We start from the raw sequence: 12,400 nt of genomic DNA on the forward strand, positions 1-12,400 counted from the left end.
GCGTGCGCCGGATGCCGACCCACGACCCGAGCGCCTGATCGCCGAGCCGGACCCGCGGGCTCGATCGCGCCGTCCCCGTCCACCGCCATCGAGGTGCTCGGACACCGCGGTGGCCCGATCCGCTGACCGCGGCATCCACGCTCGGCGACAGCGGCTCGGCTTCCTGGGCAGTCAGGCTGCCGCCGGCCTCCCGGCTCGCGCGCGGGCGATGGTACGCCCACGTTCCGACTCCGGGAAGCGGGCGAGCATCGCACGCACCTCGTCGGCGCTCACGTTGGCACCGAACAGCTCGCTGCCCGGTTCGAGCCGTACGCCCTCGGCGAGGGGCCCCGCGATGACCGGATCGAAGCCGAGCCGGTCGACAAGGGACGCCACGACGGCCAGATCGGCGGCGGCGTCACCGGCGATCGCGATGGCCTTGCGGCCGCCCGCGCCCTCCGGCCGAGCCTCGTCCTCGAGATCGTGGTATCCCATGTGGTTGAACGCCTTGACGACGCGGGAGCCGGCCAGGAAGGACTGGACGGTCTCGCTCGACGAGGTACGCGGGTCGGTGAGGTCGTCGCGGATGCCGTCGACCTCCCACCAGTAGTTCATGGCGTCGACGACGAGCTTGCCGCGCAACGCCTCGGCGGGAATGCTGCGGTACCTACCCAGCGGGAGAGCGAGGATGACGACGTCGGCGCCGGACGCGGCGTCGGTCGCCGTGGTGGCGACCGCCCCGGGCGTGAGCACCTCGATGGTGAGGGCGATCCTCGCCGGGTCACCGGAACCGGCGATGAGCACCCGGTAGCCGGCGGCGACGGCGAGCCGGGCGAGCACCGTGCCCACCTTGCCGGCGCCGAGGATGCCGAGGGTCCGTGGCCCTTGCCGGGCGCTGTCGTTCATGTCTTCCTCCGGGTGTGGACGGGGCGTCCGTGGGCACGGTCAACTGGCGAGGATGTCGCGGACCAGCGGGATCACCCGGGTGCCGTACAGTTCCACGGCACGCATCCGGGCGCTCACCGGCTGAGCGCCCGCTGTGTAGATGAGGTCGAAGCGGCCGACGCCGAGGGTTCGGATCGCGCCGGCCATGCGACGGGCCACGGTCTCCGGCGAGCCGATGTAGAGGGAGCCGTGCGCGATCTCGGCGTCGAACTCCTCGCGGCGGATCGGTGGCCAGCCCCGCAGCGCACCGATCCGGTCCCGCATGACGCGGTAGTGCGGCCAGAACACCTCCTTGGCCTCCTCGTCGGTGTCGGCGATGAATCCTGGCGAGTGCATCCCCACCGGGTGCGCGGTCGTGCCGAACTGCTCGGCGGCCCGCCGGTACAGGTCGATGTACGGCGCGAAGCGCGCGGGGGCACCACCGATGATGGCGAGCATCAGCGGGAAACCGTAGTGGGCGGTACGCACGACCGACTGTGGCGAGCCGCCGACACCCACCCAGGTGGTGAGGCGTCCCGATTCCGTCTTCGGGAAGACGTCGACGTGTTCGAGCGGCGCACGTTTCGTGCCGCTCCAGGTGACCGGCTTCTCCTCCAGGAGCTTCGCGAACAGCTCGATCTTCTCCTCGAACAGCACGTCGTAGTCGCGCAGGTCGTAGCCGAAGAGGGGGAAGGACTCGGTGAACGAGCCGCGGCCGAGGATGACCTCGGCCCGGCCGTTCGACAGCGCGTCCACCGTCGCGAAGCGCTGAAACACCCGGACGGGGTCGTCCGAGCTCAGCACCGTCACGCCGGACGCGAGCCGGATGCGCGAGGTACGGGTGGCGATCCCCGCCAGGACGGTCTCGGGCGTCGACACCGAGTACTCCGGCCGGTGGTGCTCGCCGAGGGCGATGACGTCGACGCCGAGATCGTCCGCCAGCACCGCCTCGTCGACGACCTGCCGGATCGCCGCGGCGTGGGACACGGGCCTGCCGGAGTCGTCCTCCGGCACGTCGCCGAAGGTGTCGAGGCCGAACATGAGATCAGACATGGGTGGGCTCCTTCGCCAACAGCTCCCGGACACGCGGGGCGACCTCGCTGCCCAGCAGCTCGATCGTGCGGGCGCGTGCCTCGCGGGGCAGGTGCATGATGTCGTACTTGAGGTCGAAGCGGCTCAGCCGCAGATCCCGGGCGACCGTGGCGATCTTCCGCGCGACCGTCTCGGGTGATCCGACGAACAGCGCTCCCTGGTCGAGCTCGGCCTCGTAGCGCCGGCGGTCCGGCTTGTAGAAGCCGCGTTCCTCGGCGAGCCGCGCCACGACCGGCTGCCAGTACCGCCACCAGGTCTCCACCGCCTCCTCGTCGGTGTCCGCGACGAGACCGAGCGAGTGCTGCCCGATCGGCTGCACGGGGTGCCCGGCCTGTTCGAGCGCCCGGAGGTAGAGGTCGACGTGGCCGGCGAACCGCTGCGGGCGCCCGCCGATGATCGCGAGCATGAGCGGGAGTCCGTAGCGGGCGGCGCGGATCACCGAGTTCGGGCTCCCGCCGACGCCGATCCAGGTCGGGATTCCGCCCGCCCGCATCCTCGGATGCAGCCGCTGCGCGATGAGAGGGCTCCGTACGGTGCCCGACCAGGTGACCGATTCGTCCCTCTGCAGCCGGACGAAGAGGTCGAGCTTCTCCTCGAACAACCGCTCGTAGTCCGCCAGGTCGTACCCGAACAGCGGGAACGACTCGGTCGCCGACGCGCGGCCGAGGACGATCTGGGCGCGGCCGTTCGAGACCGCGTCCAGTGTCGCGAACTCGTGGTAGAGCCGTACCGGATCGTTCGTGCTGAGGACCGTGACCGAGGTGCCGAGGCGGATCCGGTCGGTCGCTGTCGCGATCGCCGCGAGCAGCACCGGCGTGGCCGAGTCGTTGTGGCCCTCGCGGTAGTGCTCACCCACGCTGAACACGTCGAGCCCGACCGACTCCGCGAGCCGCGCCTCGTCGACGAGCAGCCGCACGGTCTCGGCGTCGCTCAGGATCCGGTCGCCGTCGGTGGCCACCTCGCCGAACGAGTTGAGCCCCAGTTCGATGCCCTTCGCCGTCACCGTCTCCTCCTCACGTTCGCTGGCGGGCGGGCGATCCGTGCCGGCAAGCCGCCCTCAACGATTGACATGTCAGACATGCTAGCCTGCTGATTGACATGTCAACTGGGAGAGGAAGATGACGAAGGACACACCCGAGCGGCGGAGGAGGCGCCAGCTGCCCACCGCCGAGGAACTACGGATCTGGCGAGAGTTCATCGAGACCACGGAGGCGCTCAGATCCCGGATCGCGTCCCGCCTCCAGGTCCAGTCCTCGCTCTCGCCGGGCGACTACGCCGTCCTGCTCGCCCTCACCGAGGCGCAGGACCAGCAGAAGCGCTCCTCCGAACTGGCCGCGCACATCGGCTGGGAGCGCAGCAGGCTCTCCCACCACCTCGGCCGGATGGAGCGGCGCGGACTCATCCGCCGTCAGGAGTGCGCCACCGAGCCCCGAGGGGCGGAGGTCCACCTCACGCCGACCGGGGCCGAGGCCTTCCGCGGGTCCACGGTCCCCCACCTGCGCGCGATCCGCGAACTCTTCGTCGACGCACTGACACCGGACCAGCTCCGCGCGGCGGGCGAGATCGCCGCGGCGCTCCGCGTACACCTGGACCCGCAGCGCAAGGAGTGATCACCAGGAGGACGTCTCGCGTCAGGTGACCCGCCCCGAACCGGGATGCGCAGGGCTGACCACCGACAGTTCCAGCGGGGCGGGCAGCGGCGCCACACCCGGCCCGCCGCAGTCGATCCAGTCGACGATGTCGTCGACCACCACATCGTCGATGACCAGGCCGAACCAGACCGGCCGGGCGCCGGCACGGCGCGCCGCCGGGGCGGGATAAACGACGATCAGGTTGGCTTGTGCGCACAGGTCGAGGCAGGTACTGACCCGGACGCGGTGCGGTGCCCGCAACGTGTCGCGTAGCCGCCGCAACTGCGCGTCGTGGTCGACCGAAGGGAGCTTGCCGGTGTTGCCGCAGCAGCAGTCCCGGCACACCGTCACCAAGCAGCCCTGCTCCTCCGTCACGCGCTGCTCCTCGCTGGTCTTCCGTCGACCGGGCACCCCGCTCGGAGATGGTCGTCGGCGATCCGGCGGGCAAGTGTCGTATCGACGTGCGGGTACCAGATGTCGTCCGGGTGCACGACGACGAGAGGGCCGAGATCGCAGGGAAAGAGGCAGCCGGTCGCGGTGACCAGCACGTCGTCGTCGCCCAGGTCGTACGCGTCGAGTCGGCGGGTGAGGGCGTCGGCGACCTCGTTGGCGCCGTAGGCGGTGCAGCGGGGCCCGCGGCAGACCAGGACGTGGTGGCGGTGCCGGGGCACGGTCGACCAGGCGGCGCTGCGGAAGGGGCCGGGCGTTCCCGTCAGCGGCTGGTGCGGGCCGGCGATCGCCTCGGCGACCGCGGTGACCAGCGCGGGCTGCAGGGCCAGGGGCGCGGTGACCGACACCGGCGGCGGCTGATCGTGCCCGGCCGTCCAGTGGGCGTGGGCACGGCGGATCCACGTGTCGAGATATCGGTCGGGCGGCAGGTGTGTCGGCACCAGGACGATGTCGCTGGCGCCATCGGTGACGGCGGCGTCGAGCGCGTCGTGCAGTGACGGCCTGGCTCCGTCGAGGAAGCACGCCGACACGGGGGCGCCGAGCGCCGGGCGGAGGTCGGCGGCGAGGCGGTGCACGGTGTCGTGGCCCGCGGTGTGGGTGACGGCGCGGGCGACCAGCAGGACGTGGCGGGTCATGACGCGGGCGGGTGGTAGGTGATCACGGGCCGCCCGGTGGTCGGGTGCGGCGCGACGTCGGCGTGGACGCCGTACACGTCGGCGAGCAGGTGCGGGGTGAGGACCTCGGCGGGCGGACCGGCGGCGACGACCCGCCCGGCGGCCAGGACGACCACGGTGTCGCAGAACATGGCGGCGAGGTTGAGGTCGTGCAGCGCGGCGAGGGTGGTGATGCCGGCGCGACGGACGAGGTGCAGCAGGTGCAGTTGGTGGCCGATGTCGAGGTGGTTCGTAGGTTCGTCGAGCAGCAGCAGGCGTGGTTGTTGGGCCAGGGCGCGAGCCAGCTGCGCCCGCTGCCGTTCCCCACCGGAGAGGGTGTGCCACCGGCGGTCGGCGTACCCGTCGAGGTCGACGCGGGCCAGCGCGTCGGCGGCGGCGGCGCGGTCGGCGGCGCTGTCGGACCACCGGGAGCGGCGGTGCGGGGTACGGCCCAGCAGCACGACCTCGATGACGGTCAGGTCGAGGTCGGTGTCGGCGTGCTGGGCGAGCAGCGCGGCCCGGCGAGCGAGGGTGGTCCGGGGCAGGGTGGCGACGTCGTCGCCGTCGATCGTCACCTGCCCGGCGTGGGGTGTGGCGAGGCGGGCGGCGACGCGCAGCAGGGTCGTCTTGCCGCAGCCGTTGGGGCCGAGCAGCCCGACGAGGCTGCCCGCCGGAACCGCGCAGGTGACGTCGTGGAGGATCCGTCGGGCGACGACCGCCCAGGAGACGCCGGTGACGCTGAGCATCAGCCGCGTACCTCCCGTCCGCGCAGGAGCACCACGAAGGCGGGTACGCCGAGCAGCGCGGTCAGCACGCCCACCGGCAGTTCCCGGGGTTCGAACAGGGTCCGCGCGGCGGTGTCCACCCAGACCAGGAAGATCGCGCCGGCGAGGACGACGGCCGGCAGGAGCCGCCGGTGGTCGGCGCCGGTGAGGAACCGCACGGCGTGCGGCAGGATCAACCCGACGAAGCCGACCGCGCCGCTGACGGCGACCAGCGCCGCGGTCAGCAGCGCGGTGGCGACGAGCAGCAGCCAGCGCACCCGGGTGACCGCGACGCCGAGGGTCGCCGCGGCGTCCTCGCCGAAGGCGAAGGCGTTGAGCGCGCGGGCGTGGGCCGCCAGCAGGACGAGCACGACGGCCAGGACCGGTACGGCCCACGCCACGGCGGTCCAGTCGACGCGGGCCAGCGAGCCGGAGAGCCAGAACGTGAGGCTCTGGGTGGCGTGCGGGTCGGCGACCCACGTGACCACGAACGAGGTGGCGGCCGCGCAGAGCTGTGCGACGGCCACCCCGGCCAGCACCACCCTGGTCGGGGCGAGCGCGGCCCGCCGGCCGGACACCGCGACCACGACGGCGAACGCCGCGAGCGCACCGGCGAACGCGCCCCCGGTGAGGGCGGCGACCCCGCCGCCGAGGCCGACGACGAGGACCGCCACCGCGCCGAGGGACGCCCCGGAGGAGACCCCGAGCAGGTACGGATCAGCCAGGGGATTGCGGGTGACGGTCTGCATCACCGCGCCGGCCGCGGCCAGTCCTGCCCCGACCGCGGCGGCGCCGAGCACCCGCGGTAGGCGTAGCCGCCAGACGATGTGCTCGCGCAGCAGCGGGACGTCGGCGTCGACGATACCCAGGCGGTCGGCCACCACCGCCCACACCGTCGACACCGAGATGTCGGCCGGCCCGACGGTGACGGCGGCACCGATCGACCCCACCAGGCCCGCGAGCAGCAGGACCAGCAGCGTCCCGGTGCCGAACCGGTACCGGACGGCAGCGGCGGCTGCTGCCGGCCCGGCATCCCGGCCGGTTCCGACGGGGTGGCCGGTCTCGGCGGTGCGCGCCGCCATGGGGCTCAGCGGTCCGCTCCGGGAAGCTGTACCACTCCCTCGGCGAGCGTCTCGATCCCCTGCACCACGCGCACGCCGGCCGAGGTCGACGAGAACGGGATGACGACGAACCGCTGTCCGGCCACCGCGGGCAGGTTCTTCAGCGTGGGGTGCTGGGTCAGGAACGCCTTCTTCGCGGCGGCGGCGTCCCAGCTCGCGTCGACCAGCACGATCACATCGGGGTTCCGCTCGATGGCCGTCTCCCAGCTGGTGTCGGCCCAGCTTCCGGCGAGGTCACCGAAGGTGTTGCGCACCCCCGCCGCTGACATGATCATGTTGGGGCTGCCGCAGCAGGCACCCACGCTCGGCGCGTCCGTGCCGGCGTCCCACCACAGCACGGACACCTGGCCCGCGCCGTCGAGCCGGGCGGCGGCCGCGGTGATCCGGGCCCGTTGGTCGGCGATGAGCTTCTCGGCCCGCTCCGGCACGCCGAAGACGGCGGCGACGTCCCGGATCTCGGCGAAGACGTCGTCGACGGTCAGCGTGGCCGGTCGGTGCTGCTTCGGACAGCCCGCCGGGGACAGGTAGGTACCGATGCCGAGTCCCGCGAGCGCGGCGCGGTCGCCGACGCCCTCGTCTCCGAAGGCACTGTGGAACGAGGCGTAGACGAAGTCCGGCTCCGCGTCGAGCAGCGCCTCCTTCGACGGGTACTTCTCCGACAGCACCGGAATCGAGGCGTACGTGGCGGCGTGCTCGGGCAGGATCGCGTCGTCCAGGTACGCCGTGCCCGCCAACCGGTCGCCCAGACCGAGCGCCAGCATGATCTCGGTGGCGGGCTGGTTGAGGGTGACCGCCCGCTTCGGCGGCGCGGCGACGGCGACCGGGGTGCCGCAGTTGGTCACCGTGACCGGCGCGGCCGACGCCCCGGCCGTGGGCGTGTCGTCCGTGGCGCAACCGCCGAGCAGGACGAGCAGGATGGACAGTGGCGCGGCAACGCGCCGGGACAGGGTGGGCCGCATCGCGCGCACGCGCATCGGGACCGCCTTCCAGCACCTCGTGGACGGGTCATCGCTGTGCCGTGGCCGGTCTCCTGGCTGACGGGAGGTACGTCCGTGGCCGGCCTTCCCAGGCGCGTGGCGCCCAGTGACCTCGCAAGCGACGAGGGCCGCGGACTTCCCGATCACAGTGGCGAGGGCCGCGCCGGCATCGCACCGGCTTCCCGAACACCACGGCAGCGTCACCCTAGCCTGTCGGCCGTCGCCTCGTCACGGTGACGAACGCCATCTCCGATCGTCGGGTGGAGACGTCCCGCGGACGCAGGCCGATCAGGGCCTCATCCCGTGCGTCGTGCGTCGGCAGGAAGGCCACGGGCGGTAGGCGTCACCGTCGACGACGGCTTCTGACCAGTGGTCGGCGGTGGGCGGCCGGATCGTCGGCCAGCACTGCGGTGAGACGCTCACAGACGCAGTCGGCCGGGCTCGCGTCGGCGAGGATCTCCTCGATCCGCGCCAGACGGGCCCGCGCCTCCCGCAACTCGTGCTCCAGCCGGGTCGCCCGGGCGGCGCGGGCGCCGACCTGGCGGCGGGAGGCGTCCAAGCGGTCGAAGTCCTCCGGCCGTACCGCCACCCAGTCGGCGCCGTCCACCACCACCGCGACCCTGTCGATCTTCTGGCCCATCCGTCACCTTCTCGTCGCGCGCGGACATCCCGCTGCCGCGACGGCGCGCCGTCCCGCAGGACGGACGCGCCGGCCACAATCGCTCATCGCCCCATACGATAGACAACGGTGCTGGTTCGCCGTGTCCACAATGCGCACGGCGTCGTAAGAGGGAACCCGGTGCGAGCCCGGGACTGCCCCGCAGCGGTGAGTGGGAACGACCGCCGTCATCAAGCACTGGACCGCGAGGTCTGGGAAGCGACGGCCAGTAGGCGACCGTACCGGTCACGCCCGCGAGTCCGAAGACCTGCCCGCACCGCGCACGCCACCCGGCGTGTGCCGCCGACGGTCTCTCGGGACGGCCGGGGCGGAAGCCGGTACGTCGCCGTACCCCTTCCCTCCCTGCCCTCCCGCACGGCCTCGGGCACTTCGAGGGAAGGATCCCATGAGTACCGCATTCGGTCAGAGCACCGTGCTCGGTTACCCGCGTATTGGCGGCAACCGTGAGCTGAAGAAGGCCGTCGAGGCCTACTGGGCGGGCAGAATCGACGCCGAGGATTTGGCGAAGACCGCTGCCGCACTGCGGGTGGAGGTTTGGCGTACGCTGCGTGACGCGCGCCTGGACGCGATCCCGTCCAACACGTTCTCCTACTACGACCACCTGCTCGACACCGCCGTCGCCGTCGGGGCGATCCCGCACCGGTTCGCCCGGCTCGGCCTGTCCGACCTGGACACCTACTTCGCCATGGCCCGCGGCGCCGACACCGAGCCAGCGCTGGAGCTCACCAAGTGGTTCGACACGAACTACCACTACCTGGTCCCGGAGGTCGGCCCCGAGACGGTCTTCGCCGCGAATCCCGCCAAGGCGTTGAACGAGTACCGGGAGGCGCGCGACCTGGGTGTCCTGACCCGCCCGGTGCTGGTCGGGCCGGCCACCTTCCTCCTGCTGGCCAAGCCGACCGAGCCGGGCGGCGAACCGTTCGACCGGTTGACCGATCTGGTCGACGTGTACGCCGATCTTCTGCGTTCCCTCGCCGCCGCCGGTGTGCAGTGGGTGCAGCTGGACGAACCCGGCTACGTCGCCGACCGGAGCGCCGCCAAGATCGAGGCGCTGCGGGAGGCCTACACCCGGCTGTGCGCGGTGGAACAACGGCCGGCGATCTTCGTCGCCACCTACTTCGGTGATCTGGGGGACGCCCTGCCGGCCCTGCTCGACACACCTGTCGAAGCGGTCGGTCTGGACCTGGTCGCCGGGCCCGGCAACCTGCAGCGGCTCGCCGGTGCGGGTCCGCTGCACGGCAAGACGATCGTCGCCGGTCTCGTCGACGGCCGCAACATCTGGCGTACGGATCTGCGCGCGGCGGTCGCCTTCGGCGCCGTCGTCACCGGGCTCGCCGACCACGTTGCGGTGTCCTCGTCGTGCTCGCTCCTGCACGTGCCGGTGGACCTGTCCGCCGAGACCGCGCTCGACCCGGCGCTACGCCAGCGGCTGGCCTTCGCCCGGCAGAAGGTCGACGAGGTCGTCCTGCTGAGTCGTGCCCTGCGCAACGGCACCACGTCCCTGCCCGAGCGGCTACCGCCCACTCCGGCGACGTGGCGCAACGAAGCCGTACGCGGCCGGCTCGCCGCGCTGCGTTCCACGGACCGGCAGCGTGGCGCCTACCCGGAGCGTGCGGCGGCGCAGCAGGCCCGGCTGAGCCTGCCGCCCCTGCCGACCACGACCATCGGCTCGTTCCCGCAGACCGGCGAGCTGCGCAAGGCTCGCGCCGAGCACCGCGCCGGCCGCCTCGACGACGCCGCCTACACCGAGCGGATGCGCGCCGAGGTGGAGCACGTCATCCGGTTCCAGGAGCGGCTGGGCCTGGACGTGCTCGTGCACGGCGAGCCGGAACGCAACGACATGGTCCAGTACTTCGGCGAGCAGCTGGACGGGTTCGCCGCCACCGAGCACGGTTGGGTGCAGTCCTACGGCTCCCGCTGCGTCCGTCCGCCCATCATCTACGGCGACGTGGCCCGCAGGGCATCGATGACAGTCAGCTGGTCGACCTACGCGCAGTCGCTGACCGACCGGCCGGTCAAGGGCATGCTCACCGGCCCGGTGACGATTCTGGCCTGGTCGTTCGTCCGCACCGACCAGCCGCTCGCCGACACCGCCGACCAGGTGGCACTCGCCCTGCGCGACGAATGCCGCGACCTCGAGGCGGCCGGCATCCGGGTGATCCAGGTCGACGAGCCGGCGCTGCGCGAGACGCTGCCCCTGCGCGGATCCGACCAGAAGGCGTACCTGGACTGGGCGGTCGGCGCGTTCCGCCTGGCCACCTCCGGCGTCGCCGACGACACCCAGATCCACACCCACCTGTGCTACTCCGAGTTCGGCGAGGTCATCACCGCCATCGACGCCCTCGACGCCGACGTCACCAGCATCGAGGCGTCACGCTCGAGGATGGAGGTCCTCGACGACCTCGCCGCGATCGGCTACCGCCGCGGCGTCGGGCCCGGCGTCTGGGACATCCACTCGCCCCGGGTGCCGCCACGTGCCGAGGTCGTCGACGCGCTACGCCGGGCCGTGGCGGTGGTACCAGCCGAGCGGCTGTGGGTGAACCCGGACTGCGGACTCAAGACCCGCGGCTACCCCGAGGTCGAGGAATCCCTGGAACACCTGGTCACCGCCGCCGCCGAGCTTCGCGGCACCTGACCCGCCGGGCCGGGCGGGACGACGCGTCCCGCCCGGCCCGCCCGCGACCGGTCTCGGTTCAGTCCTTCAGCGGGTACGGGACGAAGGTGCTCCGGTTCTCGTCCAGGTCGAGCCGGCGGCTGATCGGCGCGGCGGCCCGCTGCGGGCAGGTCATCCGCTCGCAGGTCTTGCAGCCCGGGCCGATCGGCGTGGCCGCCTCCGCCGCGTGCAGGTCCATCCCGGCGGAGTAGACCAACCGGTCGGCATGCCGCGTCTCGCAGCCCAGGCCGATCGCGTAGACCTTTCCCGGCTGGTTGTAGCCGCCGTGGTGACGGGTGATGGTACGGGCGATCCACAGGTAGCGTTGCCCGTCGGGCATCGCGGCGACCTGGACAACCACCCGCCCGGGCGAGCTGAACGCCTCGTAGACGTTCCACAGTGGGCAGGTGCCGCCGGTGTGGGAGAACGGGAAGCCGGTGGCGGACTGTCGCTTGGACATGTTGCCGGCCCGGTCGACCCGGACGAATGAGAACGGCACCCCACGTGCGCGGGGGCGTTGCAGGGTGCTGAGCCGGTGGCACACCGTCTCCCAGCCCATCGCGGAGTGCTGGGTGAGGAGGTCGATGTCGTACCGGCGCTGCTCCGCCGCCGCCAGGAACCGCTCGTAGGGCAGGATCAGCGCGGCGGCGAAGTAGTTCGCCAGTCCGACCCGGGCAAGGATCTGCGTCTGGACGTCGTCGAACCGCTCCTCCTCCACGATCTCGTCGATCACGTCGGCGAACTCCAGCAGCGCGATCTGCGCCGCCATCCGCATGGCCTCCTGTCCGGCCCGCAGCGACGCCGACAGGTGCAGGGTGCGCGTCTGCGGGCGGTAGCGGTGCAGTTCGTCGCCGAGCGAGGCGGCGTCGTCGCGGCGGACGTGGACGCCGTGTCGCTGTGCGAGCCGGTCCTGAAGCGCGGGTCGCACCTCGCCTCGGCGAAGTCCGATGCTCGTGGCCAGACGCTCCGCCGCCTCGTCCAGATCCGGTACGTAGTTCTGCCGCCGGTAGAAGAACTCGGTCACCTGGTCGTGCGGACTGCGCCCGATCGTCTCGCGGTCGCCCAGCAGCTCGGCGAGTTGCTCGTCCGCCTGCCGGTACCGCCGGTGCAGGTCGATGACGGCCTCGGCGACCTCGGGCAGCCGGGTGGCGAGTTCGGTGAGGTCGGCGACACCTGCCCGGCCAGGGAGCGCCTCGCGCAGCCCGGCCACGAGCCTCGGCGTGTCCCGCGGCGCGAAGACGGTCGGATCGACGCCGAACACCTCGGTGATGCGCATGAGCACCGGGACGGTCAGCGGCCGTGAATCGTGTTCGATCTGGTTGAGATAGCTGGGCGAGATGTTCAGCAGGCGGGCCAGGTGCGACTGGCTCAGAGCGCGATCCTCGCGCAGCCGGCGCAGCCGGGCGCCCGCGAAGGTCTTGGTCATCGCCCGCACCTCCCCGCTGCTCGTACGCCGGTCCGACAGCAATTGGCAGGC

General features: G+C 72.3%; 12 protein-coding genes and 2 riboswitches. Of the genes, 2 read left to right on the plus strand and 10 right to left on the minus strand.

Annotated features, from left to right (window positions below; all coding sequences use genetic code 11):
• Positions 1–171 precede the first annotated feature (171 nt).
• The 3 genes from ACN26Y_RS27595 to ACN26Y_RS27605 are packed head-to-tail and all read right to left on the minus strand — an operon-like array spanning position 172 to position 2,998.
• A complete protein-coding gene (locus ACN26Y_RS27595) occupies positions 172–885 on the minus strand; it encodes an NADPH-dependent F420 reductase (protein ID WP_422733763.1) in 714 nt (237 codons plus the stop codon).
• Between the two features lie 39 nt (positions 886–924).
• Entirely contained in the window at positions 925–1,956 is a 1,032-nt protein-coding gene (locus tag ACN26Y_RS27600; RefSeq protein WP_422733764.1) for an LLM class flavin-dependent oxidoreductase, read from the minus strand.
• Positions 1,949–2,998, minus strand: coding sequence for an LLM class flavin-dependent oxidoreductase (locus tag ACN26Y_RS27605; protein ID WP_422733765.1), 1,050 nt, complete (start codon positions 2,996–2,998; stop codon positions 1,949–1,951). The genes ACN26Y_RS27600 and ACN26Y_RS27605 overlap by 8 nt, the downstream gene beginning before the upstream one ends.
• A gap of 115 nt (positions 2,999–3,113) precedes the next feature.
• On the opposite strand from ACN26Y_RS27605, the gene ACN26Y_RS27610 reads away from it, so the two are divergent.
• On the plus strand, positions 3,114–3,605 hold the full coding sequence (locus tag ACN26Y_RS27610; protein WP_155333068.1) for a MarR family winged helix-turn-helix transcriptional regulator: 492 nt from the start codon (positions 3,114–3,116) through the stop codon (positions 3,603–3,605).
• Positions 3,606–3,626: 21 nt separating this feature from the next.
• Here ACN26Y_RS27610 and ACN26Y_RS27615 read toward each other — a convergent pair whose 3' ends face one another.
• The 6 genes from ACN26Y_RS27615 to ACN26Y_RS27640 form a co-directional block, all read right to left on the minus strand.
• Positions 3,627–3,977 (minus strand): hypothetical protein, encoded by a 351-nt coding sequence (locus ACN26Y_RS27615; RefSeq protein WP_422734975.1) that lies wholly within the window; start codon positions 3,975–3,977, stop codon positions 3,627–3,629.
• A 20-nt stretch (positions 3,978–3,997) separates the two neighbouring features.
• A complete protein-coding gene (locus ACN26Y_RS27620; protein WP_155333069.1) occupies positions 3,998–4,711 on the minus strand; it encodes a (2Fe-2S) ferredoxin domain-containing protein in 714 nt (237 codons plus the stop codon).
• Entirely contained in the window at positions 4,708–5,475 is a 768-nt protein-coding gene (locus ACN26Y_RS27625) for an ABC transporter ATP-binding protein (RefSeq protein ID WP_155333070.1), read from the minus strand. Before ACN26Y_RS27625 ends, ACN26Y_RS27620 begins: the two co-directional genes overlap by 4 nt.
• Positions 5,475–6,575, minus strand: a complete 1,101-nt coding sequence (locus ACN26Y_RS27630; protein ID WP_155333071.1) for an iron chelate uptake ABC transporter family permease subunit — start codon at positions 6,573–6,575, stop codon at positions 5,475–5,477. Before ACN26Y_RS27630 ends, ACN26Y_RS27625 begins: the two co-directional genes overlap by 1 nt.
• A gap of 5 nt (positions 6,576–6,580) precedes the next feature.
• Positions 6,581–7,588, minus strand: coding sequence for an ABC transporter substrate-binding protein (locus tag ACN26Y_RS27635; protein ID WP_155333072.1), 1,008 nt, complete (start codon positions 7,586–7,588; stop codon positions 6,581–6,583).
• Between the two features lie 29 nt (positions 7,589–7,617).
• A riboswitch (cobalamin riboswitch) is annotated at positions 7,618–7,800 on the minus strand.
• 134 nt (positions 7,801–7,934) lie between these two features.
• Positions 7,935–8,231 carry a hypothetical protein gene (locus tag ACN26Y_RS27640; RefSeq protein ID WP_155333073.1) on the minus strand — a complete coding sequence of 99 codons (297 nt, stop codon included), beginning with the start codon at positions 8,229–8,231 and terminating at the stop codon, positions 7,935–7,937.
• 95 nt (positions 8,232–8,326) lie between these two features.
• Positions 8,327–8,539, plus strand: a riboswitch (cobalamin riboswitch).
• Between the two features lie 116 nt (positions 8,540–8,655).
• On the opposite strand from ACN26Y_RS27640, the gene metE reads away from it, so the two are divergent.
• Positions 8,656–10,905 carry a 5-methyltetrahydropteroyltriglutamate--homocysteine S-methyltransferase gene (metE, locus tag ACN26Y_RS27645; RefSeq protein WP_422733766.1) on the plus strand — a complete coding sequence of 750 codons (2,250 nt, stop codon included), beginning with the start codon at positions 8,656–8,658 and terminating at the stop codon, positions 10,903–10,905.
• 58 nt (positions 10,906–10,963) lie between these two features.
• Here metE and ACN26Y_RS27650 read toward each other — a convergent pair whose 3' ends face one another.
• Complete coding sequence (locus ACN26Y_RS27650) at positions 10,964–12,349, minus strand: short-chain fatty acyl-CoA regulator family protein (RefSeq protein WP_422733767.1); 1,386 nt, start codon at positions 12,347–12,349, stop codon at positions 10,964–10,966.
• Positions 12,350–12,400 lie beyond the last annotated feature (51 nt).

It is taken from the genome of Micromonospora sp. WMMD558 (assembly GCF_049315255.1).
Classification (GTDB): Bacteria; Actinomycetota; Actinomycetes; order Mycobacteriales; family Micromonosporaceae; genus Micromonospora.